We start from the raw sequence: 23,587 nt of genomic DNA, 5'->3' as shown, positions 1-23,587 counted from the left end.
TCACTCGACAGACGGCCGCCCGCCGACACTGGCGGGCGCTCACCAGCGTAGAACCTGCCGCTGACAGCGAGCTTGTGAGGTAAGGCTCAGTTCGCCACGCCGACGTTGTCCACACCCCTAGTCGCGATCTATCGCGTTTCGGTACTCTGCTGTCGTGGACCTTCAGAAGCAGCCCGCATCCGCGCCCACGGCCCCGCAGCCCGCGCCCGCCGCCTCCGCGCTGCGCGCCTCGGACGCCGACCGTGACCGCATCGCCGACATCCTGCGCGACGCCCTGGCCGAGGGGCGGCTGAGCGCCGACGAGCACGCCGAGCGGGTCGAGGGGGTGCTGAGCGCCAAGACGGTCGGTGAGCTGGAGGTCTTCATCCAGGATCTGCCGGCCGCCCATGGGCACCGGGCGACGGCCGCGTCGTACAGCCCCGCGCCGAACCGTCCGACGGAGGGCGCGATCCCGGCCGAGGCCGACGAGAACGTGGTGGCGGTGTTCAGCTCCGCCATGCGCAAGGGCCGCTGGCGCGCCGGCCGCCGCATGCACGCGTACGCCGTGTTCGGCAGTGTCGAGATCGACCTCAGCGAGGCGATCTTCGAGTACCAGCAGGTCGTCATCAAGGCGGTCTCGGTGTTCGGCAACGTGGAGATCCGCGTCCCGGAGAACGTGTCGCTGCGCGGCACCGGCGGTGGTGTCCTGGGCAACTTCGAGGTGGACACGCTGGACTCGCTGGAGCCGGACGCGCCCGTGATCTACGTCGACGGGTGGGCCGTACTAGGAAACATCGAGGCAAAACCCAAGCGCGGCAAGCTCGTCGCGGACATTCTCGATCGGGTCCAGCGCAAGGTCGACAAGGGTTTGCGCAAACACCTGGACCGTTGACGGTTGTGAATCGGGACACATGTGGAGCTGATCGGTCCGTGCCGGTCCGCCCCTGACATCGCGCACAAGCACACGGAAACCAGCGGTTCGGAACTCAGTGCATAGGCGCGCGCACAGCGGGTAGGCCTTGCTGCATCGTCTCTCGCTCGCGAAGCCGTCGTCAGGAGTAGACCGTGCTGCAACCGCCGCATTCGTCCCTGCAGGTAGCTGCTGTTCCGGCCCAGCGGGTGCCTGCGCGAGACAGGGACCAAGACGCTCCATGGCACACCGAAGCGGTGTGCCGGCGCGACGAGGCCGGCCTGTTCTTCGCACCCTCCAAGGAACCCACCGCCGCCCGACTCTCCCGCGAGGACGCCGCCAAGCGCGTCTGCGCGCGCTGTCCGGTCATGGTCGAGTGCCGCGAACACGCCCTCCTCCAACCCGAGCCCTACGGCGTCTGGGGCGGCCTCACCGCCGCCGAACGCCGAGTGGTCCTGGCCAGGCGCCGCCGCCGCGACCTGGAACTCCAGAAGGCGAGGGCGGCGGGCCGCATAGCAGCGGCAGGCTGACCGACGTAGAAGAGGCGCCCCCACCGCACCGGGGGCGCCTCTTTCACGTACGACCGTGTGGTCGTGGTTCTGGCTGTGGCGTGGCTACTTGGCCCGGTCGAAGTCGATCGCGCTGTAGGCCCGCAGCTTGCTCAGCCGGTGCTCCGAGTCGATCCGCCGCACCGTGCCCGACTTGGACCGCATCACGATGGAGTCGGTGGTCGCGGTCTCCGACCGGTAGCGCACGCCCCGCAGCAGCTCCCCGTCCGTGATCCCGGTCGCGACGAAGAACACGTTCTCGCCCGACACCAGGTCGTTGGTGGTGAGTACCCGGTCCAGATCGTGCCCGGCGTCCAGCGCCCGCTGCCGCTCCGCGTCGTCCTTGGGCCACAACTTGCCCTGGATCACGCCCCCGAGGCACTTCACGGCACAGGCCGAGATGATGCCCTCGGGCGTGCCGCCGACACCGAGCAGCAGATCGACGCCGGTGCCCTCGCGCAGCGCCAGGATCGACCCGGCGACATCCCCGTCGGAGATCAGCTTGATCCGCGCACCGGTCTCCCGGATCTCCTTGATGATCCCGTCGTGCCGCGGCCGGTCCAGGACGACGACAGTGACGTCCTCGGGCGTGACCCGCTTGGCCTTGGCGACCCGGCGGACGTTGACCGAGATCGGCGCCTCGATGTCGACGAACTCGGCGGCCTCGGGCCCGGTGACCAGCTTGTCCATGTAGAACACGGCGGAGGGGTCGAACATCGACCCCCGGTCCGCGGCGGCCAGCACGGCGATCGCGTTCGGCATGCCCTTGGCGTTGAGGGTGGTCCCGTCGATCGGGTCGACGGCGATGTCGCACTCGGGCCCGGTCCCGTCACCGACGCGCTCGCCGTTGAAGAGCATCGGCGCCTCGTCCTTCTCGCCCTCACCGATGACGACGACGCCGTTCATCGAGACGGTGGAGACGAGGGTCCGCATGGCACGCACGGCGGCACCGTCGGCGCCGTTCTTGTCACCGCGCCCGACCCAGCGGCCCGCGGCCATCGCGGCGGCTTCGGTCACCCGGACGAGTTCCAGGGCGAGGTTGCGGTCGGGGGCCTCGGAGGGGACTTCGAGTTCGGACGGCAGATGATGATGCTCGGTCATCGGAGCGCACCTTTCTGATACGACGACGGCCGGATGAGGGTATGGCCACGACTCTATCGCCAGGCAGACAAAATGAGCAGGGGGCCCCACGGATGAGCGGACCAGGGCACCTGCGACGATAGGGACGTGGCAGGTTCGAACGGCAAGCAGAAGACGGTCCGGGACATGATTCTCTCCCTGGGCCTGATCGGGATCGCGGCGGCGATCGTCTACATCTTCATCCCGCACAGCGACCACGCTCCGGACGTCAAGCGGGTCGACTACCGCGTGGAGCTGCTCACCGCACGCCGCGCGGCGCCGTACCCGGTGGCGGCGCCGGAGGGCCTGCCCAAGACCTGGAAGGCGACCTCGGTCCGCTACGACGGCGCCGCTTTCAACGCCTGGCACCTCGGGTTCAGTGCCCCCGGTGGTCAGTACGTGCAGATAGAGCAGTCGACTCAGAAGCCGGCCGACTTCATCGACACCGCGAGCCAGGGCGGCGCCGCCACGAAGACCACCCAGACCATCGGCGGCCACACCTGGACCCGCTACACCGGCGGCCGCTACGACGCCCTCGTGCTCGCGGACAAGGGCTCGACGACGGTCGTGGCGGGCACGGGCTCCTTCGCCCAACTGACCGAGATGGCACAGGCGTTGAAGACGAAGTAGCCCGCCGGGTGTTCCCGCGCTACGGCCGGACGTACGGCGTGGTCATGATCTCCATGTTGTGGCCGCCCGGGTCCTCGAAGTAGGCGCCGCGACCGCCGAAGAGCTCGTTCGTGCGGCCGGGATCCTGGTGGTACGGGTCGGAGTAGTAGGTGACCCCGACCGCCTCCAGGCGACCGATCATCGTGTCGAACCGCTCCTCGGGCACGAGGAACGCGTAGTGCTGCGGTTGGATCGGCTCGTCGCGCTTCTCGTAGTAGTCGAGCGTCACGCCGTTGCCCAGGTCGACCGGGACGAACGGCCCGAAGGGCGCGCCGACCTCCAGACCCAGGATCGCGGCAAGGAACTCGGCCGACAGTTGGCGGTCCACGGCGTAGACCGCGGTGTGGTTCAGCTGGACGGTGGTCGGCAGTGACATGTGTGGGCGGGTCTCCGAGTCTTGGGTCCGATGAGAGCGCCACGTGCGGGCGCTCGGAGGGAAGACAAGGAGGAACGGCGGGGCTCTTGCCCGCCTCGTGCTCACGCCGAGGCCGGGTGCCTCACTCGTGAATGGCCCATGGCCGACCCGGCAGTCACCTGACGGACCCTAGTGCCCCACTGAGCGTCACGGCAACGCCGAACGCAGAAGGCCCCGGCGCGGACAACGTCCTGTCCGCGCCGGGGCCTTGTGCGCGTCACACGTCTCAGACGGTGGTGACGACCTCGTCGTACGCCAGGCGCGGGGAGCGCGGGAACCAGGCGTCCTCGCCCGGCTTGCCGATGTTGATGACGACGAACGGGGTGTGGTCGTCGTCCAGGAACTCCTTCTGGACGCCCGCGAAGTCGAGGCCGGTCATCGGGCCCGCGGCGAGGCCGGCGGCGCGGATGCCGATGATGAAGTACGCGGCCTGGAGGGCGGCGTTCAGCGCGGCGTTGCCCTCGCGGACCGAACGCTCGCCGAAGACGGCGTCCTTGGCCTGCGGGAAGTGCGGGAACAGGGTGGGCAGTTCCTCGTGGAACTCGTTGTCCGCGGAGAGGATCGCGACCAGCGGGGCGGCGGCGGTCTTCTTCTGGTTGCCCTCGGCGAGGTGCTGCACAAGGCGCTCACGGGCCTCGGGGGAGCGGACCAGGGTGATGCGCAGCGGCGACTGGTTCATCGAGGTCGGACCGTACTTGACCAGGTCGTAGATCGCCTGGACCTGCTCGTCGGTCACGGGCTCGTCGGTGAAGGTGTTGGCGGTGCGGGCCTCGCGGAACAGCAGGTCCTGGGCGGCGGAGTCAAGTACGAGAGACATGCGAGAACTTCCTCGGGGGGCCGGAAGCGGATTACCGGACCGCGGTCCGGTTAAGCTGACGAGACCGACCGTACGCGACGGGAGGTTCAATGTTCAACCAAAACCGGAGCATGGTGATCCGCCTCACAGCGAACCACTGTTGCCGCTACCGATCGCCGCTACGCGGCGCCTTTGCGGGCCGCCGCTACTCGGCGTCGCCCTCCGCGGCCTCTTCCTCCGCCAGCGCCGCGTCCAGCCGCGCCCGGGCCCCGTCCAGCCAGCGCCGGCACACCTTGGCCAGCTCCTCGCCCCGCTCCCAGAGCGCGAGCGACTCCTCCAGCGTCGTACCGCCCGCCTCCAGCCGCCGTACGACCTCGATCAGCTCGTCCCGCGCCTGCTCGTACCCGAGCGCCTCTGCCGTCCCGGCACCTTCGTCAACCTTGCTGGTCATCCGCCCACCCTATGCATGTGCCGTATCGACTCGAACCGTGAACTCACCCTCGGCGACCCGCGCCCGCAGCACCTCGTCCGCCGTCACCTCTTCCGGGTCCCGGACCGCGTGCCCGTCGGCCTTCTGCAGCACCGCGTACCCCCGCTTCAGGGTCGCCGCGGGGGAGAGGGCCACCACGCGCGCGTGCGTGTGGGTCAGCTCCGAGTCGGCGCGGTCCAGGAGGTGGCCGAGGGTGCGCCGGCCGCGGTCGAGGAGCGCGGCGACATGGTCCGCCCGCTCGTCGATCATCCGGTGCGGATCCTCTATCGACGGCCGGGCCAGCGCCTGCGCCAGCCCGCGCTCCTCCCGGTCCACGAACGCCACCACACACCGCCGCGCCCGGTCCCGCAGCTGCCGTACCCGCTCGTACTCCTCGCCCACGTCCGGTACGACCTTCTTCGCCGCGTCGGTGGGGGTGGAGGCGCGCAGGTCGGCCACGTAGTCCAGGAGCGGGTTGTCGGGCTCGTGCCCGATCGCGGACACCACGGGCGTACGGCACTCCGACACGGCGCGCACCAACTGCTCGTCGGAGAACGAAAGCAGGTCCTCCACGCTGCCGCCGCCCCGCGCCACGATGATCACGTCCACGCCCTCGAGCGCGTCCAGCTCCTTCACGGCCTGCACGACCTGCGGCACGGCGTGCACGCCCTGCACGGGCACGTTGCGCACCTCGAAGCGGACGGCGGGCCAGCGGTGCCGCGCGTTCTCCAGCACATCCCGCTCGGCCGCCGAGGCCCGCCCGCAGACCAGCCCGATCAGCTGCGGGAGGAACGGCAACGGCTTCTTCCGGTCGGCCGCGAACAGCCCCTCCGCGGCCAGCGACTTCTTCAACTGCTCAAGGCGCGCGAGGAGTTCACCCACCCCCACCGGCCTTATCTCCGTGGCCCGCAACGACAACTGCCCACGCGGGGCGTACCACTCGGGCTTCGCGAGGACGACCACCCGTGCGCCCTCGCTGACGACATCGGCGATCTCGTCGAACACCTGCCGGAAGCAGGTCACGCTCACCGAGATGTCGTACGACGGGTCGCGCAGGGTCAGGAACACGACACCGGCACCCGGGCGCCGCGACAGCTGGGTGATCTGCCCCTCGACCCACACCGCGCCGAGCCGGTCGATCCACCCGCCGATCAGCCGGGAGACCTCACCGACGGGGAGCGGGGCGTCCGGAGCCGTGTTGAGAGCCATGCGACCGAGAGTAACGGCCGCCTCCGACAACGCGGTCGAGGTGAGGAGCGGGTGACCGTCAACCGGTCTCCGTGTCGGCCTTGTTCCGCTTGCCCTGCACCACGAGCACCGCCAGTCCCACCGCCAGCCAGATCGCACCCACCACCTGTGCCGTACCGGAGGCCTCCACGATCACCGCGACCGTGATCGCCGCCCCCAGCACCGGCACCAGCACGTGCCGCCACCACACCACCGGACCGCCCCGGCGCCGTACCGCGAACCAGCCCACCACGCTCGCGTGCAGCAGTGTGAAGGCGGTCAGCGCGCCGATGTCGACGACGGACACCAGATGGTCGAGACCGTCGTCCCGGCGGGCCGCCCAGACCGCCGCGATCAGGGTGATGAGGGCCGCCGACAGGAGTGCGACCCGGGGTACGCCGTCGTCGGTCTGCGACAGGGCGCGGGGCAGTCGTCGGTCGCGGGCCATCGCGAACACCAGGCGTCCGGCCGCGGCCTGCCCGACGAGCGCAGCGAAGGCCGCGCCGATCGCCTTGCTGACGGCCACCAGGTTGTGCAGCCAGTTGCCCACCGACACGTCGACCGCGTCGTAGAACGCCGATCCCTGCTTTCCGGCGTCGGCGGCGAGCTGTGCGGAGGTCGTCGGCTCCAGGAGGGCGACCAGGTACGTCTGGGCGATGAAGAGGACACCGGCCAGGGCGAGGCAGAACAGCAGCGCCCTGGCGACCTTCTCGGAGCCGCCGGTGACCTCCTCCGCGAAGGTGGCGACCGCGTCGAAGCCCAGGTAGGAGAGCACGGCGACGGAGACCGCGCCGATCACCGCCGACAGCGCGAACGCGCCCTGGGTGCCGTCCCCGGAGAGCGGGGACAGCCAGCCCCGTTCGGCGCCGTCGCGTACCAGGACGACGATCGCCGACACGACGAAGACGGCGAGTACGACGATCTCCATCGCGAGGACGAGGAAGCCCACGCGCGCGGCGGCCCGCACGCCCCAGAGGTTGAGGCAGGTCGTGAGGACGACCGCCAGCGCGGTCCACACCCACCGGGAGACCTCCGGGACCAGCGCGTTCATGGCGATCCCGGAGAAGAGATAGGCGACGGCGGGGATCAGGACGTAGTCCAGCATGGCCATCCAGCCGGCGATGAACCCGGCCTCCCTGCCGAGCCCCACGCGCGCGTAGGCGAACACCGAGCCCGCCTGGGGGACGACCCGCACCATCTGCGCGTAGCTGAAAGCGGTGAACGCCATCGCGACGGTCGCGACGACGTAGACCAGCGCGACCGCCCCGTGCGACTTGGCGTCCAGGGTGCCGAACACGCCGACCGGAGCCATCGGGGCGATGAACAGCAGCCCGTAGACGACGAGATCGCGGAAGCCGAGGCTGCGGCGCAGTTGGGGCCCCTCGCCGGCCGTGGTCGTCGTATCCGTGTCCGTGTCGGCCATCTCGCGTCTCCCGTACGTAGTGTCCGGCCCCACCCCTTCCCCTCCACGGCCAGTCTCTCCAAGGACGCGATCTTTGACCCGTCGGGCGCGGCCTTACGATGGGACGCATGACTGCTTCGTCTGGCCGCCGTGTCCTGCTCGCCGCCCCCCGGGGCTACTGCGCGGGTGTGGACCGCGCCGTGATCGCCGTCGAGAAAGCCCTTGAGCAGTACGGGGCTCCGATCTACGTCCGGCACGAGATCGTGCACAACAAGTACGTCGTGCAGACCCTGGAGAAGAAGGGCGCGATCTTCGTCGAACGGACCGAGGAGGTCCCCGAGGGGAACATCGTGATGTTCTCCGCGCACGGTGTCGCGCCCGTCGTCCACGACGAGGCCAAGCGGGGCAATCTCGCCACCATCGACGCGACCTGCCCCCTGGTGACCAAGGTCCACAAGGAAGCCGTCCGGTTCGCCAACGACGACTTCGACATCCTCCTCATCGGGCACGAGGGCCACGAGGAGGTCATCGGCACCTCCGGAGAGGCCCCCGACCACATCACCCTGGTCGACGGTCCCGGCGACGTCGCCAAGGTCGAGGTGCGCGACCCGTCCCGGGTGGTCTGGCTCTCGCAGACGACCCTCTCCGTGGACGAGACCATGGAGACGGTCGACGCCCTGAAGGAGAAGTTCCCGCAGCTCATCTCCCCGCCCAGCGACGACATCTGCTACGCCACGCAGAACCGCCAGCTCGCGGTGAAGCAGATGGGCGAGGACGCCGACCTGGTGATCGTGGTCGGCTCGAGGAACTCCTCCAACTCGATCCGGCTCGTCGAGGTCGCCAAGCTGGCCGGCGCCGACGCCGCGTACCTCGTGGACTTCGCCGACGAGATCGACGAGGCCTGGCTGGAGGGCGTGACCACGGTCGGCGTCACTTCCGGGGCCTCCGTACCCGAGATCCTGGTCGAGCAGGTCCTGGAGTGGCTGTCCGCGCGCGGCTACGAGGACGTGGAGCTGGTGAAGGCCGCCGAGGAGTCCATCACCTTCTCGCTGCCCAAGGAACTCCGCCGTGACCTGCGCGAAGAGGCGGCGGCACTGGTCGCCGAGCGCACGGGTGCGGACCGTTCGACCCCCTCCGGGCAGTGACTGTCAGTCGTTCGTCGTAGCGTGGATCCATGCAGATCTTCGGCGTGGACATCGGTGGATCCGGGATCAAGGGCGCTCCTGTTGACCTGGACAAGGGCGATTTGACCCAAGAGCGGTGCAAAGTGCTGACCCCGCACCCGGCGACGCCGGACGGGGTGGCCGACGGCGTGAAGGAAGTCGTCGAGCACTTCGGCTGGACGGGACCGGTCGGGCTCACGTTTCCGGGTGTGGTGACCGGCGGCGCCACGATCCGTACGGCGGCGAACGTCGACAAGAGCTGGATCGACAAGGACGCGGGCGCGCTGTTCGCCGAGAGACTCGGCGGCCTCCCGGTGACCGTCGTCAACGACGCGGACGCGGCCGGCGTCGCCGAGATGCACTTCGGCGCCGGCCAGGGCCGCAAGGGCACGGTGATCCTGCTGACCTTCGGCACGGGCATCGGCAGCGCCCTCTTTGTCAACGGCATCCTCGTCCCCAACACGGAGCTGGGCCACCTCGAGCTGAACGGCCACGACGCCGAGAAGAAGGCGTCCAGCAAGGCCAAGGAGGACGGCGAGCTGACCTGGGAGCACTGGGCCCACCGGGTCCAGAAGTACCTCGCCCATGTCGAGATGCTGTTCTCGCCCGAACTGTTCATCATCGGCGGGGGAGTCAGCCGCAAGGCGGACAAGTTCCTGCACTTCATCGAGGACATCAAGGCGGAGATCGTCCCGGCGCAGCTGCAGAACAACGCGGGGATCGTGGGGGCGGCGATGCACGCGGCGGGGGACGACTAGCCCTCCGTCCAGCCCCCCCGTCGGGTCGCCCCGGGTCACCCGCGTCGGCGTCGGTTCACCAGCTGGATTCTGCGGACCGTCGCGATGAGGCCCGCGACGAGCGTGCCGCCGTAGAGCCAGCCGGCCTGGGTGGCGAGGGCGGTGACCAGGCCCATCAGGCGGTTGCCGAGGCCGCCGCTGCCGTCGGCCACCGGGAGCAGGCCGACGGCGAAGGCGATCGGCACGACGACCGGCGCGGTCAGCAGGTCGCCGCGCCGGATCCAGACCGCCGTCAGCACGCACACCGGCAGGAACAGCACGCCGTACACGGTCAGCGACGCCCCGAACAGCAGCTGGTCGAGGAACCCGAGCACGATCATCACGGCCGCGCAGAACAGGCCGCCGCCGAGCCCGGTGAGCCGGGGGTTCGGCAGCGGCCGTACGGACTGGGGTGTCGCCGGGCCGGGGCGTCGTACGGCCGCCGGACGGCGCTGCGCGGTGCCACGCGGCTGGGGTCCCGGTCGGGTCGTACGGGCCGGGCCGCCGTTCGGGCCCCGGCCCGCCTGCGGGGGCAGCGGCGGGGCTCCGCGTCTCGCGCCGGGCTGTGGGGGTCGTGTCCTGTGTTGCTCCACTGGACCAACTTAGGTCGGTTTATGTGCCGAATAGGCCCTGGGACACGCCGATGAGCAGACCTTGGCCAGGTGTTCGAGGCGGAGCCGGGAGGGCGCGGCCCACGCCGTAGACTGGTGGATCGGCCCCGGGCCGCAGCCCCGCGAGCCCCCTCATCGCTCTCACGCCTCTCACGTACGGGAAGTCGCAACGTGTCGCTCACGATCGGAATCGTCGGTCTGCCGAATGTCGGCAAGTCGACCCTGTTCAACGCCCTGACCAAGAACGACGTGCTGGCGGCCAACTACCCGTTCGCCACGATCGAGCCGAACGTCGGCGTGGTCGGCGTCCCGGACGCGCGCCTCACCAAGCTCGCCGAGATCTTCTCCTCCCAGAAGATCCTCCCGGCGACCGTCGACTTCGTCGACATCGCGGGCATCGTGAAGGGCGCCTCCGAGGGCGAGGGCCTGGGCAACAAGTTCCTCGCGAACATCCGTGAGTCGGACGCGATCTGCCAGGTCATCCGTGCCTTCAAGGACGAGAACGTCGTGCACGTCGACGGCAAGGTCTCGCCCAAGGACGACATCGAGACGATCAACACCGAGCTGATCCTCGCCGACCTCCAGACCATCGAGAAGGTCCTGCCGCGCCTCCAGAAGGACTCGCGCATCAAGAAGGACGTCGTCCCGAAGGTCGCGGCGGTCGAGGCGGCGAAGGAGATCCTGGAGAAGGGCGACACCCTCTTCTCCCAGGGCATCGTCCAGGGCTCGGGCAAGGAGGAACTCCTCCACGACCTGCACCTGTTGACGACCAAGCCCTTCCTCTACGTCTTCAACGTCGACGAGGACGAACTGGTCGACGAGGACTTCAAGACCGCCCAGCGCGCCCTGGTCGCCCCCGCGGAGGCGATCTTCCTCAACGCCAAGCTCGAGGCGGACCTCGCCGAGCTGGACGAGGAGGACGCGATGGAACTCCTGGAGTCCGTCGGCGCGGAGGAACCCGGCCTCGCCACCCTCGCCCGCGTCGGCTTCGACACCCTCGGCCTCCAGACCTACCTCACCGCCGGCCCCAAGGAATCCCGCGCCTGGACCATCAAGAAGGGCGCCACCGCCCCCGAGGCCGCCGGAGTCATCCACACCGACTTCCAGAAGGGCTTCATCAAGGCGGAGGTCATCTCCTTCTCCGACCTGGTGGAAATGGGCTCGGTCGCGGAGGCCCGCGCGAAGGGGAAGGCGCGGATGGAGGGCAAGGAGTATGTGATGCAGGACGGGGATGTGGTGGAGTTCCGCTTCAACGTCTGAGCGAGTGACGTAGCCGCTTCGCAACCCCGGCTTCCTCTGCGCGGTCGATCACCCCTCCTCCCCGCTAACGTCTATGTTAGTAACATCGTCGTTAGTTTCATGGGTGGAGGTCGGCGAACATGGTGGACTTCGTAGGCCGTCGCCAGGAGCTGGCGACGTTGGAGCGGGAGCTGCAGAAGGTGGCGGCCGGGATTGGCGGGGAGCGGCCCGGTCGGTGCCTGATGTTGCGCGGGCGGCGCCGGGTGGGCAAGTCGCGGCTGGTCGAGCGGTTTGCGGAGCGCTCCGGAGCGCCGTTCCTGTTCTATGCGGCGACCGGTGCGTCCCCCGGGGATGACCTGGCACGGCTGGCCCGCGACGCCCGGGCGTCGACGCTGCCGTTGGCGGGGCTGGTGGCCGCCGCACGGCCGGAGAGCTGGGACGCCGCGTTCGACGTGCTGGCCGCCGCGCTGCCCGCCGACCGGACGAGCGTGCTGGTCATCGACGAGGTGCCGTACCTGATGGATGCCGACGGCGCCTTTGAGGGGATGCTCCAGCGGGCCTGGGACCGGGTGCTGGAGACCAGGCCGGTGCTGCTGGTCCTCATCGGCTCCGATCTGTCGATGATGGAGGCCCTGAACAGCTACGGGCGCCCCTTCCACCAGCGCGGCCGGGAGATGGTGCTGGGAGCACTGAACCCCGCCGAGGTGGGACAGATGCTCGGGCTGGATCCGGCGGAAGCCTTCGACGCCGCCCTGATCACCGGCGGACTGCCGCTGATCTGCGCCGAGTGGCCGCGCGGCGCAGGGCTGTGGGACTTCCTCGGCGAGGCGTTGAGCGATCCGGTTTCGGCCCTGCTCGTGTCCGCCGAGCGCTCGCTGGCTGCCGAATTCCCCCCGCAGGCTCAGGCCCGTACGGTGCTGGCGGCCATCGGCAGCGGCGAGCGGACCTTTACCAACATCGCCCGGGCAGCCGGCGGAATCGGGGCCACGCCCCTGCAGCGGGCCCTGGAGCTGCTCACGAACAAGCGGATCGTCGCCGCGGAGCTGCCCGTATCGCTGCGCCCGTCGAAGGATCGTCGTTATCGGGTGACAGATCCCTACCTGCGGTTCTGGCTGCACCTGCTCGGCCCCTCCATGGAGGAGATCGAGCGGGGGCGGGGCGATCTGACCTTGGCGCGGATCCGGGAGAACTGGACCAGCTGGCGCGGCCGGGCCGTCGAGCCCCTTGTCCGTGAGGCCCTGGCGCGGATACTGCCTGACGATCGGCTTCCCGCGGCCCCCGCGGTGGGCGGCTACTGGACCCGTACCAACGACGTCGAGATCGATCTCGTCGGGGCGGATCGCGCCCCCATTGCCAAGGAGCTGCTCTTCGTCGGCTCCATCAAGTGGCTGGAGCAGTCGCCCTTCGACCGGCACGACCTGGCCGCTCTCCACCGACACCGGGCCGCCCTCACCGACGAACCTGTGCCAGTCGTGGCGGTCTCGCGCGGTGGAGTCGACTGTCCGGGGCTTGAGGCCGCCTACGGTCCCGGCGATCTGCTGACCGCCTGGCCGCTGTGAGCGGCGGACGGCAGGCCGGGCACGGGAGTTGGGGGCGTCGGGATCCCGCAATCCCCTCCCCGCGCCCACTGGCCTACCGCCTCAGAACCCCCGCCGCACGCCACCATCGACCGACACCATCACCCCGGTGATGTACGAAGCCGCCGGTGACAGCATGAACGCGCCCGCGCGGCCGAATTCCTCCGGGGTTCCGTAGCGGCGGAGCGGGATGGCCGACTCGTTGGCGGCGCGCCGTGCGGTGGGGTCGGGGGAGAGGCCGTCCAGTTCGCGCATGCGATCCGTGCCGATCCGGCCCGGCAGCAGGCCGAAGGCGCGGATTCCGCGGGGGCCCAGTTCGTCTGCCAGGGACTTGGTGAAGCCGGCGAGGCCGGGGCGGAGGCCGTTGGAGATGGTCATGCCGGGGGTCGGTTCGTGTGCGGTGATGGAGAGGACGAGGCCGATCGCGCCGCCCGCACCGAGTTCCGCGGCGGCCGCTCGGGCCAGGCGTACCGCGCCCAGGAACACCGACTCGAAGGCCTCCTGCCACTGCTCGTCGGTGTTGTCCGCGACATTGCCCGCAGGCGGGCCGCCGACGCTGACGAGGATGCCGTCGAACCCGCCGAACAACTCCCGCGCGGTGGCGATCAGTTGCTGTGGTGCGTGCGGGGCGGAGTTGTCCATGGCGACTCCGGCCGCGTTCGGGCCCAGTTCCGCCGCCGCCTCCGCCGCGCGGTTCTTGTCGCGGCCGGTGACCACCACCTTGGCGCCGTCGGCGGCCAGTTCGCGGGCGACCGCGTAGCCGAGGCCGCGCGTGCCGCCGGTGACGACGTAGACCCTGTCCTTCAGTCCGAGATCCATGAGGCCGGTTCCTTTCCGTGCGACCAGCGGCCGAGGGTCGTGGCGACGACCGTGTCCACCTGTGCCGCCAGCTTGATGTCGTCCTGTTCCGTCCAGGCCCACGCGACATGTCCGTCGGGGCGGATCAGCGCGGCGCGTACGTCCGCCCAGGCAGGCCGCGTCCGGTCGGGGGCCCCGCCGTGCACCGCCACCCGCTGCCGGGCCCGATCGGCCAGCGTGCCCTCCGCCGTCAGGTCGAGCAGGACGTACGAGTCCGCCCGCAGCGCGCCGAACAGGGTGCTGTCCGTGCCGGGGAGCGCGAGGTCGGGGGCGCGGGTGCCGGTCACCGGGTGGGCCGTGGGGTCGGGGCTCGGGTAGGCGACGTCGAGCGCGGTGAGGCGGCCGGCCAGTACGTCGCTGAACTCCCTTGATTCCGGAACCATTCGGCTCAGCAGATCGCGCAGGGCGAGGCCCTCGGGCGTGAACGCGTGGAACAGGTAGGTCTGCGCGCGGCTGTGCTCCATCAATTGCTCGCCGACCGGGTGGCGGTCGGTGTGGTAGCTGTCCAGCAGCCCCTCCGAGGCCCAGCCGTCGATCGTCGCGGCCAGCTTCCAGCCGAGGTTGAAGGCGTCCTGGAAGCCGACGTTCATGCCGACACCGCCGGTGGGGTAGTGCTGGTGCGCGGCGTCGCCCGCGAGCACGACGCGGCCACGCCGGTAGTGGGTGGCCAGGCGCGTGGCGTTGCCGTAGCGGGAGAGCCAGGACGGGTCACGCATGCCGAAGTCCTCGCCCGCGATGTCGACGACCTTCCGCCGCAGTTCCTCCAGTGTGAAGTCGCCGGGCCACTCGGTGGTCGCGCTGTCGGGACTCGTACCGGCGATGCGCCACCGGTTGTCGGGCAGCGGCACGACCATCAGGCCGCCGCGCTCGGTGAAGCGGTTGAAACCGGGCGCCGGCGGGTTGTCGAAGAGCACGTCACCGAGCCAGCCGAGGTAGCGGGAGTCCGTACCGGGGAAGCCGATCCCGGCCGCCTCGCGCACGGTGCTCCGGGTGCCGTCGCAGCCCGCGAGGTACTCGGTCCTGATCTCGTACGGCCCCTGCGGCCCCTCCACTTGGACGGTCACCGAGTCCGGGTGCTCGGTGAGGCCCGTGACGCGGTGGCCGCGCCGGATGTTCGCGCCGAGCCCGAGGGCGTACTCCTCGAAGAGCGCCTCGGTGCGGGCCTGCGGGATGAAGAGGGTGTACGGGAACGGGGTGTCGAGGAGGGAGAAGTCGAGCCGGTTGGCGAGGTTGGCGAAGTGGCCGGTGGAGATCTTCAGGCTCTCGTCGAGGAAGCGCCGGTGGATCCCGCGCGAGGCCAGTACCTCGATGCCGCGCGGGTGCACGGTGAGCGCCTTGGAGCGCTGGTCGATGTCGGTGCGCGTTTCCAGGACGGTGACGGAGATGTTGTTCAGCCGCAGCTCGGCGGCGAGCCAGAGCCCGACGGGTCCGCCTCCGGCGATGACGACCTGCTGTGTTTCCACGGAACCACCCACTTCTTGGTCGCTGACCAATGTCTGTGGGTGCAGTAAACTAGGTCGGTGACCAATAGGCAACAGAGCGACCGACTGGATCCGGCCACGGTGATTCGCGCGGGACTGGATCTCCTGGACGAGAAGGGCCTCGACGCGGTGTCCACCCGGGCCGTCGCCGACCGGCTCGGCGTACGCATCAACACCGTGCAGTGGCATGTGAAGACCAAGGCCCGGATGCTGGATCTGATGGCGGACGCCGTACTCGGCGAGATCCCGCTCACCGACCTCCCGGCCGAACCCGCCGAGCGGGCCCGCGAGTTGGCCCGCCGTTTCCGCCGCGGCCTGCTGTCCCACCGTGACGGCGCGGCCCTGGTGGTCGGCACCTACCCCGCCGAGCCGGGCACCCTCGCCTTCGCGGAGGCCCTGGTGGAGGCGCTGCTCGCGTGCGGCCTCGGTGACCGTGAGGCCGCCTGGACCTCGTGGGCCGTCATCTACTTCGCCCTGGGCCTCACCCAGGAGGAGCAGGCCGTCGACCACCGTCCGCTGGGCGACATCCTGGCCCGCGCGATCTCCGCGACGACCCACCCCGCGCTGCACCGCGTGGCCGGACATCTCGCGCCGGGGTCCTTCGACGAGCGGTTCGAGTTCGGGGTGGAGGCGATTCTCGCGGGGCGGTGACGGGAGTCGAACGACGGAGAGGGACTGTCAGCGGAGGGTCTTCAGTGCGCTCTCGGCCGCGGCCAGCACCGTGCGGGTCTGGTGTTCCACCTGGTCGCGCACCGGCACCCAGCGCACCCCGAGGGCCCGCTCGAAGTCCGTGCACCATGTGGTGCAGAGCTCGTCCAGCTCGCGGTGCAGCCCCGGGGCGGCCGGGTCCTTGGCCGCCTCCAGGAGGCGTAGCAGAAGGCCCGCCGCGCGGATGGGCTGGCGGCGGGCCACGATGTTCAGGGCCGAGACCTGGGCGGTCGTCAGGTGGCGCGGATCGTCGGGGTGGGTCGCGGCGGCGGCCTGGCGGGCGAGTGGTTTCCAGGAGTCGGCGACCATGTCGTAGAGGCCGTCGGCCATCCACTCCAGTACGCGTCTGAGCGGGTCGTCCTGGGCCGGCGGCAGGAATCCGCGTGCCTTGTGGAGTACGGCGGTCACCTGGCGGCCGCCGTCCAGCACCAGTTCGGCCAGCTCGCGCAGGGCGTGGTCGGCCGCCGGGTACGGGGTCGTGTCGGCGGCCAAGTCCGTTGCCCACATGGGGACTTCGACGATCGCGGTGACACCGCCGTAGCGCAGGGGCGCGCACCAGGTGGACAGCCCGATGTTCTCCGACCCGGCCGCCAGCCGGCCCGTGCTGTCCGGCGGGGGCAGGACGTAGACGGCGGGGCTCGGGTTCTCCCAGTACAGGGCGTCGTACGTGCCGTACTGGAGCGGGATGCCGAGTTCGTCGGCGGACGCCCGGAAGGGTTCGGCCAGTTCGGGCAGGTCGCGGGTCAACTGGACCCAGCTGCCGCCCACATCGGTGCTGTGCAGCGAGCACTGGAGGAACGGCCGCAGCACGTCGATGAGTTGGAACAGCGCGCGGCTCTCCGGGAGCGGGTGCTTGACGATCGGGGCCCACTCGGGCTGCTCCGCGGCGACCGGGCGGAAGGCGGTGCGGTAGTAACTCTTCAAGGTGGAACCGGAGTTGCTGCTCAGCGCCGCGCCGTCCGGGTCGAGGCACAGCACGATGTCCCAGGTGACGAGGGCGGGGTCGGTCGCCGCCGACAGCCGGTCGCCGCGGGCGATCCGCTCCGCCAGCGTGAGCGCGGTCGCGCCGCCCACCGGCTCGTCGGGGTGCGGTCCGGCGACCACCAGGACATGGCGCGGCCCGCGCCCCACGGACAGCATCAGGATCGGCCGGCCCGCGCGGGACGCCCCGATCCGGCGCAGTCGTACGGTGCCCGGAAACCGGGAGACCAGCAGCCGGGCCGACTCGGTGACCTCCGCGACCGTGGGGTAGCGGTCCATCGGGCGCGGCGGGCCGGCCGCCGCCTCCCACGCTGTCGCCGCCATGTCGTGTCCCTCCGGTGGACGCTGTGGCACTCACGGTTTTGGCGTGCTCCTGCCAGCTTTTGTGTACGGGGTGACCGTTGTCAACGACCACTCTCGCCGATTCTTCGAAACATTCGCTCGAAACATTCGGACATTCGAGAAGAAGATTCACTCTGTGAGTGATACACGTCTTTTCGCTGATCTCACCTGCCAATATGTCGGCGAATATTTCGAATCCACTACCGAAACTATTGACAGTTGACAGGGACGTACCAACACTGACGCGGCATGGACCACACACCCGCACGCACGACACATCGCTTACGGCTGTCAATCAGCGGCGCCTGCGCCCTGTTGCTGGCCCTCCTCGCGGCGATGACCCTGCCCGGCACCGCGAGTGCCGCGACGGTGATCACCACGAACCAGACCGGCACCAACAACGGCTACTACTACTCGTTCTGGACCGACTCCCAGGGCACGGTCTCCATGACCCTCAACTCCGGGGGCAACTACGGCACCACGTGGCGCAACACCGGCAACTTCGTGGCAGGCAAGGGCTGGAGCAACGGCGCCCGCCGGACCGTGACGTACTCGGGCAGCTTCAACCCGTCCGGCAACGGCTACCTGTCGCTCTACGGATGGACGTCGAACCCGCTCGTCGAGTACTACATCGTCGACAACTGGGGCACCTACCGGCCCACGGGCACGTACAAGGGCACCGTCACCAGTGACGGCGGCACCTACGACATCTACAAGACCACGCGGTACAACGCCCCCTCGGTGGAAGGCACGAAGACCTTCGACCAGTACTGGAGCGTCCGGCAGACGAAGCGCACCGGCGGCACCATCACCACCGGCAACCACTTCGACGCCTGGGCCCGCGCCGGAATGCCGCTGGGCAGCTTCAGCTACTACATGATCCTCGCGACCGAGGGCTACCAGAGCAGCGGGAACTCCAACATCACGGTGGGCTGAACCAGTTCGGGAGGACACCTCACATGAAGTCCGCACCGCACTTCTCGTTACGACCCCGGTCGGCCACGCCGACCACCGTGCTCGCCGTCGCCGCGCTGATCGCCGCGGGCACCCTCGCCGTAGGCCTCAACACCCCCGCACGGGCCGCCACTTGCAACGGTTACGTCGGCCTCACCTTCGACGACGGTCCGTCCGGCAACACCCCCGCCCTCCTCAACGCGCTGAAGCAGAACGGCCTTCGGGCCACGACGTTCAACGAGGGCCAGTACGCGGCCACTTACCCGGCACAGGTCAGGGCCGAGGTCGCCGCCGGCATGTGGGTCGGCAACCACAGCTACACCCACCCGCACCTCACCCAGCAGACCCAGGCGACGATCGACTCGGAGATCTCCCGGACCCAGCAGGCCGTCGCGGCCGCGGGCGGCGGCACACCCAGACTCTTCCGCCCGCCCTACGGCGAGACCAACGCGACGGTGAAGGCCGTAGAGGCCAAGTACGGTCTGAAGGAGATCATCTGGGACGTCGACTCCCAGGACTGGAACGGCGCGACCACCGACGCGATCGTCGCAGCGGCCGCTCGCCTCACCACCGGCCAGATCATCCTGATGCACGACTGGCCGGCCAACACGGTCGCGGCGATCCCGCGCATCGCGCAGGGGTTGGCGGCTCGGGGGCTGTGCGCCGGGATGATCTCGCCGCAGACCGGGCGCGCGGTTGCCCCTGGATAGCGGCAGCGACGGGCGCGGCGGGTCCCGTCAGGGACACCGTCGCCTCGGGCGCGGCGGCCTTCGCTGCCGCGCCCCGAGGCCGTCGTGACTCAATGGGGCGAGCGGGTCACACAGCCGCGAAGCTCGAGGCCGTGCCGGTCAGCTCCCGCAGCCTTGCGCGTGTCTCCGCGTCGGTCGAGTACACCACCGTGCCGATCATGCCCCGTGTCAGCAGCACCTTGTACGTGTTGCGGATCAGCCGGTCCACGTCCGCGTCCGGTGTCGACTTCTTGAAGACCGGGTCCTTGGACGCCGTACGGTCGGTGACCCAGCGGTCGCCGCGCCACACCAGGTCGGGGCCGATGACGACGCCACTCCAGTCGTACTCGAAGCCCTGTGCCGTGTACACGCAGCCCACCTGCCCGAAACCGGCCGGATCGGTCGCCCACAGGGCGGCCGGAGGCGCGCCCCCGACGGCTCGGTCGCCGAAGACGTTCCAGGGGCGCTCCCAGTCGCCGATGACCACGTCCGCGGGCAGTGCCTGCCCGGGTGGCACCTTCTTCGTCCACTTCCAGCAGTAGCCGGCGGACATGCGCGCGCTGTACTTCTGGGAACGGCGTTCGTCGAGGAACGCCTCCATTGCCTCCGGGCTGTCCGCGAGCATGAGCTGCATCCTGCCGTCGGGCTCCCAGGTCAGCGGGCCGCCCGCTTCGAGCCCCAACAGCCGTACCACCCACCGCAGATACGCGTCGCTGCCACCGCACCGGAACTGGCTTTCCAGCGACACCACATGACAGTCGAGTCCCATCTTCGCGGCCGCAGCCTCGATCTCCGAGACCGTCCCCATCTCGCCGGGCCGGACGACCTGATGTTCGTCCAGCAGGAACACCGGGACGTACGCGGCGTCGATGAGTTCCTCGATCTGCGCCTTGCCGGTGCGGTTGGCCGCCGCCGTGTAGCGGTTGGCCGAGGTCTCCCGCATGCGGTGGGCCTCGTCGCAGATCAGGACGTCGAGACTGTTGGGCTCGGCAGTCATGAAGCTGTTGAAGTACTTGAAGAGATCCTTCACCTCACTCTTCCGAGCGCCCGCGACCTTTCTCATCGTCGTCGTGAACGAGCTGGAGCCCGTCGCGTGCAGCGCGGTGATGCCCTGCCGGTACAGCTCACCGAGAAGCGACAGGGCGATGACGCTCTTGCCGGTGCCGGGCCCGCCGGTGACGACCACGATCTCCTTGCGGTTGGACTGCTTGGCACGGCGGACGGCATTGAGAACCTTGCGATACGCAACCTGTTGGTCGTCCAGCAGGACGAACTGCTCGCGCTCACGTACCTCTTGGGCGGCCACCGCCATGAGCTGTTTGGACGGGCCGATCTTCCCGTTGACGAGTTCGTCCGCGGCCGAAGCACCGGACCCGGCCCCCAGCCTCGTCCGCAGGAAGTCGATGAACTCCCCGCGCCGCGCGCCGATGAAGAGCTGACCGTACTGGTCCTGCTCGGCTTCGAAGAGGCCGCCGACTCCGAACTGGGTGGCATTGTGCAGATACGCGGCGCCGCTGACGCGTTCCGGGTTCGCGGCCAGCGTTCCGTTGAAGGAGATGAGGTACTCGCAGTAGCCGCGCACCTGGTCGACGGGGTTCAGCACTGCCCGGGGGTACTCGGGGATGCGGCACAGCGACGGATCGTCGTCATCCGGTTCGGCGCTGCTCCACTGCTTCAACTCCACGACGACGTACGACGGCAGTCCGGTCTTGGGGTGCACGCCGGCCAGCACCGCGTCGGCCCGCTTGCTGTTCAGCGGCAGTCCGTACTCCAGGAGCATCTCCACCCGGCCGAGTCCCGCGTCGTTGAGCGCGCTCGCGAGTGCGGGGATGCTCCGCTCCCACGAGCGGACCTCGGACGGACTGGGCCGGTGGCCGTGCACGTGGGTGAACTGTTCCGTCAGGCGGAAGAAGAGAGCACCGGACAGACACTCTGCGGCGACCGCGGCGGCGGAGTCGCGGAACAACAAGGCAGGCCCCCAGGCAGCACGAAGGAACTCGTGCGGGTGGGGGCATGTCCTCGGTGACTCCGCCAGGCGGAGCGGAAGCCCGGCGGGCCGCAGTCATGAGGGGATCAAGGCTACCTGTCACGCCTGTTGTAGGCAGGTGGCAGCTGGGATCCCTCAGCGGTGAGCTTCGGCTGGGTGCCGTCGAAGTGCTGCATGCCGATGGTGCCCGGGATGAGCCTGCGCAGTGCGTTGTGGGTCTCGGGGTCGACCGCGTAGACCACGGTGCCGACGACACCGCGGGTGAGGAGCACGTGGTAGGCGTTGCGGATGCACCGCTCGACGATCTCGTCGTCGATCGGGCCGCGGAAGGCGGGATCGTGGGAAGCACTGCGGTCCACCGTGAACTTCCCGTTTCGGAAGAGCAGGTCGGGGCCGATGACGACACCGTTCCAGTCGTACTCGAAGGTCTGGGCCGTGTAGACGCAGCCGATCTGGTCGATGCCGCGACGGTCGGTCGACCACAGGTCCGACTTCGGCGCGTACGGAACGGTGTGTTGCGGCTTCACGTTCCACGGCCGCCGCCAGTCCCCGATGACCACGTCGTCGACGAGCCGGTCCCCGTCCGGGTTGCTCCAGGGCCAGCAGAATCCCGCGGTGATGCGTGCCGTGGCTCCCTCGAGGCCGCGTTCCCGGATGAACAGCTCCATCTGCTCGGGGCTGTCGGCGACCGCGAGCATCATCCGGCCGTCCGGTTGCCAGGTCACCGGGTCGGAGGTGTCCAGGCCCAGCAACCGCTGAACCCAGCGCTGGTACAGCTTGCTGCCGCCCGCGCGGAACGTGCCCTCCAGATCGGTCACTTCGACCAGACAGCCGTGGGCCTCGGCGAGATCCTTCAGATACTCGGCGGTGCCCACCTCGTCCGGGCGGATCGACTGATGGTCGTCGAGCAGGAAGATCGGAACCTTGGCGGCGCTGATCAGTTCGGTGGCCTGCGGCCGGTCGTCGTCACGGAGTTCCTTCGGTGTCCAGCGGTCCGTCGAGTTGCGGCGCATGCGGTGCGCCTCGTCGCAGATCAGGACGTCGAGGCTGTCCGGCGGGGTGTCGGTGAAGCTGTTGAAGTACTGGTACAGCTTGAGGGCCGAGTGGCGCTTGTCCGAAACCTGGCCCCGACGGGCCGTACCGATCATGATGTCCCGCAGGGTTTCCGTGTACGCGTGGGATCCGCTGGCCAGCACGGTCTCACGGCCCTTGAGCCCCAGCGCACGCTGCAACTCCAGGGCTACGGCGCTCTTCCCGCTGCCGGGGCCACCCCGCAGGATGTAGACGCGCTTGGGGCCCGTGACAGGGGCGGGACTGTGGGCGCTGTCGGGGTCGTAGAACAGCCCGACGTCGAAACCGGTGTGAGGCGCGGTCTTCTCCAGGTGCCGGGTGATCCGGTCGAACGCGAGGTACTGCTCGTCGAGGAGCGTGAGGCCACCGTTGACGACGGACCGTTGCCGGGCCACATCGGTGACCTTGAGCAAAGATTCCCTGCGTGCGTGCTCCAGTGCCTGTGCGGCTCGCTTTCCGGACGCGGTGGTGAACTTCGCGGTGAGGGCGCGCCGGAACCGGTCCAGGTCGTCCAGCGTGTAGAGGAAACCGTGGTCGTTCTCGGGCAGGTCGAACAGTGCCTCCACGTCCGCGTCCCGCGCGTTGTGGAGCAGCGCCACCCCCGTCAGCTGATCGGGGCTCTCCCGGAGATGGGGAAGGTAGCGCACCATGTACTCGCAGTAGCGCTGGACCTGTCGTACGGGATGCAGTTTGTTCTTCCCGTCGCCGAACCCGAGATCGACGGCGATCGGGCACCGGGGATCCACCGTGGCGTGCCGTACCTGTTTCAGCTCGACCGCGAGGTACGAGTCACTTCCCGTGCCGTGCTGCCGGCCGCACAGGACCAGGTCGACCGCGGAGTTGGTGTGCGGCAGGTCGACCTCGACCTGCACCTCCACCTCGCCGAGACCACAGTCCAGCAGCGCCTTGACCACTACGGGGATGCTGTTGTTCCAGGAGGCGACATCGCCGGCAGTCGCTGTCCGTCCCTTGTCCTCGGCACACTTGATCAGTCGCTCGGTGAGCGGAAGACGCACCGAACCGGTCTGGGCAACGACGAGTTGACCCAGTTCGGCCGCGGAGAGTTGCAGAAGCACGAAGGGTCCCCAGGCACGAGATGACTCGTGCGGGTGGGGGCATGTCCTTCGTGGCTCCACCGAGGCGGAGCGGAAGCCCGTCGGGCCGCAATGACAGTCCGTAGATTAACCCGGGTCACAGCGGAGTGAGGGCGGGCCCCCGGAGGCCCGCCCCGCCCCGGCTCAGCCGAGGTGGTGCACCACAGCCTGCGCCAGCGCCCACATCAGGTTCGAGCCGAGGCTCGCCGTGATGCCCACCAGGACATCGCGGACCCAAATGCGGTGCTTGGGCGTGTACTCGACGGCAGCCATTGGAATGCGTCCCCTTCGGTTGTGACCGGTGACGGATGCCGGATGGCTCCCGCCGGGAGCGCACCAAGGGCCTTCGTCACCGAAACCGAAGAGGCCTACGTCTCCGCAGGTCACCTCGCGTACATCCTCCGGGAGGAGACGCGGTGCGGGACAACGCTAGCTCATGGCCGGGTGCTCGGAGCAAGGAGTTAAAGCGGAGGGGACGCAGTC

The 23,587-nt window shown here is 69.5% G+C and carries 23 protein-coding genes; 10 read left to right on the top strand and 13 right to left on the bottom strand.

All coding sequences use genetic code 11. From position 1 onward, the window contains the following. The first annotated feature begins 154 nt into the window (after positions 1 to 154). Together SSP08S_RS37235 and SSP08S_RS56625 are read left to right on the top strand one after the other, a co-directional pair. The gene (locus SSP08S_RS37235) at positions 155 to 871 is read left to right on the top strand and encodes a DUF1707 SHOCT-like domain-containing protein (protein WP_019072738.1); all 717 of its coding nucleotides are present in this window, start codon (positions 155 to 157) and stop codon (positions 869 to 871) included. 173 nt (positions 872 to 1,044) lie between these two features. Then, complete coding sequence (locus SSP08S_RS56625; RefSeq protein WP_026150672.1) at positions 1,045 to 1,419, top strand: WhiB family transcriptional regulator; 375 nt, start codon at positions 1,045 to 1,047, stop codon at positions 1,417 to 1,419. An 84-nt stretch (positions 1,420 to 1,503) separates the two neighbouring features. Here SSP08S_RS56625 and glpX read toward each other — a convergent pair whose 3' ends face one another. After that, on the bottom strand, positions 1,504 to 2,538 hold the full coding sequence (glpX, locus tag SSP08S_RS37225) for a class II fructose-bisphosphatase (protein ID WP_019072737.1): 1,035 nt from the start codon (positions 2,536 to 2,538) through the stop codon (positions 1,504 to 1,506). Between the two features lie 126 nt (positions 2,539 to 2,664). Between glpX and SSP08S_RS37220 the strand changes: the two genes are divergently transcribed. Continuing rightward, the gene (locus SSP08S_RS37220) at positions 2,665 to 3,186 is read left to right on the top strand and encodes a DUF4245 domain-containing protein (protein ID WP_019072736.1); all 522 of its coding nucleotides are present in this window, start codon (positions 2,665 to 2,667) and stop codon (positions 3,184 to 3,186) included. 19 nt (positions 3,187 to 3,205) lie between these two features. On the opposite strand, the gene SSP08S_RS37215 is transcribed toward SSP08S_RS37220, so the two are convergent. From SSP08S_RS37215 to SSP08S_RS37195, 5 genes are all read right to left on the bottom strand, one after another. Next, entirely contained in the window at positions 3,206 to 3,601 is a 396-nt protein-coding gene (locus tag SSP08S_RS37215; protein ID WP_019072735.1) for a VOC family protein, read from the bottom strand. Between the two features lie 265 nt (positions 3,602 to 3,866). Further along, positions 3,867 to 4,457, bottom strand: a complete 591-nt coding sequence (locus tag SSP08S_RS37210) for a malonic semialdehyde reductase (RefSeq protein ID WP_019072734.1) — start codon at positions 4,455 to 4,457, stop codon at positions 3,867 to 3,869. Between the two features lie 184 nt (positions 4,458 to 4,641). Further along, the gene (locus SSP08S_RS37205) at positions 4,642 to 4,887 is read right to left on the bottom strand and encodes an exodeoxyribonuclease VII small subunit (RefSeq protein ID WP_019072733.1); all 246 of its coding nucleotides are present in this window, start codon (positions 4,885 to 4,887) and stop codon (positions 4,642 to 4,644) included. 9 nt (positions 4,888 to 4,896) lie between these two features. Further along, positions 4,897 to 6,114, bottom strand: a complete 1,218-nt coding sequence (gene xseA / locus SSP08S_RS37200; RefSeq protein WP_019072732.1) for an exodeoxyribonuclease VII large subunit — start codon at positions 6,112 to 6,114, stop codon at positions 4,897 to 4,899. Positions 6,115 to 6,172: 58 nt separating this feature from the next. Next, on the bottom strand, positions 6,173 to 7,555 hold the full coding sequence (locus SSP08S_RS37195) for an APC family permease (protein ID WP_019072731.1): 1,383 nt from the start codon (positions 7,553 to 7,555) through the stop codon (positions 6,173 to 6,175). A 98-nt stretch (positions 7,556 to 7,653) separates the two neighbouring features. On the opposite strand from SSP08S_RS37195, the gene SSP08S_RS37190 reads away from it, so the two are divergent. After that, the gene (locus tag SSP08S_RS37190; protein ID WP_019072730.1) at positions 7,654 to 8,679 is read left to right on the top strand and encodes a 4-hydroxy-3-methylbut-2-enyl diphosphate reductase; all 1,026 of its coding nucleotides are present in this window, start codon (positions 7,654 to 7,656) and stop codon (positions 8,677 to 8,679) included. A 29-nt stretch (positions 8,680 to 8,708) separates the two neighbouring features. Next, on the top strand, positions 8,709 to 9,455 hold the full coding sequence (gene ppgK / locus SSP08S_RS37185; protein ID WP_019072729.1) for a polyphosphate--glucose phosphotransferase: 747 nt from the start codon (positions 8,709 to 8,711) through the stop codon (positions 9,453 to 9,455). A gap of 35 nt (positions 9,456 to 9,490) precedes the next feature. Here the strand turns inward: ppgK and SSP08S_RS37180 are convergent, their stop codons facing one another. Continuing rightward, a complete protein-coding gene (locus SSP08S_RS37180; protein ID WP_078532639.1) occupies positions 9,491 to 10,066 on the bottom strand; it encodes a DUF6542 domain-containing protein in 576 nt (191 codons plus the stop codon). Positions 10,067 to 10,255: 189 nt separating this feature from the next. Between SSP08S_RS37180 and ychF the strand changes: the two genes are divergently transcribed. Together ychF and SSP08S_RS37170 are read left to right on the top strand one after the other, a co-directional pair. Next, positions 10,256 to 11,344, top strand: a complete 1,089-nt coding sequence (gene ychF / locus SSP08S_RS37175; protein WP_019072727.1) for a redox-regulated ATPase YchF — start codon at positions 10,256 to 10,258, stop codon at positions 11,342 to 11,344. Between the two features lie 119 nt (positions 11,345 to 11,463). Beyond that, positions 11,464 to 12,882, top strand: coding sequence for an ATP-binding protein (locus SSP08S_RS37170; RefSeq protein WP_019072726.1), 1,419 nt, complete (start codon positions 11,464 to 11,466; stop codon positions 12,880 to 12,882). An 81-nt stretch (positions 12,883 to 12,963) separates the two neighbouring features. Here the strand turns inward: SSP08S_RS37170 and SSP08S_RS37165 are convergent, their stop codons facing one another. Next, entirely contained in the window at positions 12,964 to 13,719 is a 756-nt protein-coding gene (locus SSP08S_RS37165; RefSeq protein ID WP_019072725.1) for an SDR family oxidoreductase, read from the bottom strand. Continuing rightward, positions 13,704 to 15,221 carry an FAD-dependent monooxygenase gene (locus SSP08S_RS37160; protein WP_019072724.1) on the bottom strand — a complete coding sequence of 506 codons (1,518 nt, stop codon included), beginning with the start codon at positions 15,219 to 15,221 and terminating at the stop codon, positions 13,704 to 13,706. Before SSP08S_RS37160 ends, SSP08S_RS37165 begins: the two co-directional genes overlap by 16 nt. A gap of 57 nt (positions 15,222 to 15,278) precedes the next feature. On the opposite strand from SSP08S_RS37160, the gene SSP08S_RS37155 reads away from it, so the two are divergent. Continuing rightward, positions 15,279 to 15,890 carry a TetR/AcrR family transcriptional regulator C-terminal domain-containing protein gene (locus tag SSP08S_RS37155; RefSeq protein ID WP_026179158.1) on the top strand — a complete coding sequence of 204 codons (612 nt, stop codon included), beginning with the start codon at positions 15,279 to 15,281 and terminating at the stop codon, positions 15,888 to 15,890. A 27-nt stretch (positions 15,891 to 15,917) separates the two neighbouring features. Here the strand turns inward: SSP08S_RS37155 and SSP08S_RS37150 are convergent, their stop codons facing one another. Next, entirely contained in the window at positions 15,918 to 17,207 is a 1,290-nt protein-coding gene (locus SSP08S_RS37150; protein WP_026179157.1) for a M14 family zinc carboxypeptidase, read from the bottom strand. A gap of 312 nt (positions 17,208 to 17,519) precedes the next feature. Between SSP08S_RS37150 and xynA the strand changes: the two genes are divergently transcribed. Both xynA and SSP08S_RS37140 read left to right on the top strand, forming a co-directional pair. Continuing rightward, positions 17,520 to 18,206 (top strand): endo-1,4-beta-xylanase XynA, encoded by a 687-nt coding sequence (xynA, locus tag SSP08S_RS37145; RefSeq protein WP_019072721.1) that lies wholly within the window; start codon positions 17,520 to 17,522, stop codon positions 18,204 to 18,206. A 23-nt stretch (positions 18,207 to 18,229) separates the two neighbouring features. Continuing rightward, positions 18,230 to 18,934 (top strand): polysaccharide deacetylase family protein, encoded by a 705-nt coding sequence (locus SSP08S_RS37140; RefSeq protein ID WP_019072720.1) that lies wholly within the window; start codon positions 18,230 to 18,232, stop codon positions 18,932 to 18,934. Positions 18,935 to 19,040: 106 nt separating this feature from the next. Here the strand turns inward: SSP08S_RS37140 and SSP08S_RS37135 are convergent, their stop codons facing one another. The 3 genes from SSP08S_RS37135 to SSP08S_RS63790 form a co-directional block, all read right to left on the bottom strand. Then, positions 19,041 to 20,921, bottom strand: a complete 1,881-nt coding sequence (locus SSP08S_RS37135) for a DUF2075 domain-containing protein (protein WP_019072719.1) — start codon at positions 20,919 to 20,921, stop codon at positions 19,041 to 19,043. Between the two features lie 110 nt (positions 20,922 to 21,031). Continuing rightward, entirely contained in the window at positions 21,032 to 23,086 is a 2,055-nt protein-coding gene (locus SSP08S_RS37130) for a DUF2075 domain-containing protein (RefSeq protein WP_019072718.1), read from the bottom strand. Between the two features lie 162 nt (positions 23,087 to 23,248). Continuing rightward, complete coding sequence (locus SSP08S_RS63790; protein ID WP_019072717.1) at positions 23,249 to 23,377, bottom strand: DUF6408 family protein; 129 nt, start codon at positions 23,375 to 23,377, stop codon at positions 23,249 to 23,251. Positions 23,378 to 23,587: the final 210 nt, after the last annotated feature.

The sequence above is a fragment of the Streptomyces hokutonensis genome (assembly GCF_000376565.1).
Lineage (GTDB): Bacteria > Actinomycetota > Actinomycetes > Streptomycetales > Streptomycetaceae > Streptomyces > Streptomyces hokutonensis.
This window is presented reverse-complemented; position numbering and strand designations above follow the sequence as displayed.

What these genes read in the sequence shown, in the direction of transcription:
- glpX (WP_019072737.1), bottom strand. Translation starts at nt 2,538, where the DNA reads ATGACCGAGCATCATCATCTGCCGTCCGAACTCGAAGTCCCCTCCGAG.
- SSP08S_RS37215 (WP_019072735.1), bottom strand. Translation starts at nt 3,601, where the DNA reads ATGTCACTGCCGACCACCGTCCAGCTGAACCACACCGCGGTCTACGCC.
- SSP08S_RS37210 (WP_019072734.1), bottom strand. Translation starts at nt 4,457, where the DNA reads ATGTCTCTCGTACTTGACTCCGCCGCCCAGGACCTGCTGTTCCGCGAG.
- SSP08S_RS37205 (WP_019072733.1), bottom strand. Translation starts at nt 4,887, where the DNA reads ATGACCAGCAAGGTTGACGAAGGTGCCGGGACGGCAGAGGCGCTCGGG.
- xseA (WP_019072732.1), bottom strand. Translation starts at nt 6,114, where the DNA reads ATGGCTCTCAACACGGCTCCGGACGCCCCGCTCCCCGTCGGTGAGGTC.
- SSP08S_RS37195 (WP_019072731.1), bottom strand. Translation starts at nt 7,555, where the DNA reads ATGGCCGACACGGACACGGATACGACGACCACGGCCGGCGAGGGGCCC.
- SSP08S_RS37190 (WP_019072730.1), top strand. Translation starts at nt 7,654, where the DNA reads ATGGGACGCATGACTGCTTCGTCTGGCCGCCGTGTCCTGCTCGCCGCC.
- ppgK (WP_019072729.1), top strand. Translation starts at nt 8,709, where the DNA reads ATGCAGATCTTCGGCGTGGACATCGGTGGATCCGGGATCAAGGGCGCT.
- SSP08S_RS37170 (WP_019072726.1), top strand. Translation starts at nt 11,464, where the DNA reads ATGGTGGACTTCGTAGGCCGTCGCCAGGAGCTGGCGACGTTGGAGCGG.
- SSP08S_RS37165 (WP_019072725.1), bottom strand. Translation starts at nt 13,719, where the DNA reads ATGGATCTCGGACTGAAGGACAGGGTCTACGTCGTCACCGGCGGCACG.
- SSP08S_RS37150 (WP_026179157.1), bottom strand. Translation starts at nt 17,207, where the DNA reads ATGGACCGCTACCCCACGGTCGCGGAGGTCACCGAGTCGGCCCGGCTG.
- xynA (WP_019072721.1), top strand. Translation starts at nt 17,520, where the DNA reads ATGGACCACACACCCGCACGCACGACACATCGCTTACGGCTGTCAATC.
- SSP08S_RS37140 (WP_019072720.1), top strand. Translation starts at nt 18,230, where the DNA reads ATGAAGTCCGCACCGCACTTCTCGTTACGACCCCGGTCGGCCACGCCG.
- SSP08S_RS63790 (WP_019072717.1), bottom strand. Translation starts at nt 23,377, where the DNA reads ATGGCTGCCGTCGAGTACACGCCCAAGCACCGCATTTGGGTCCGCGAT.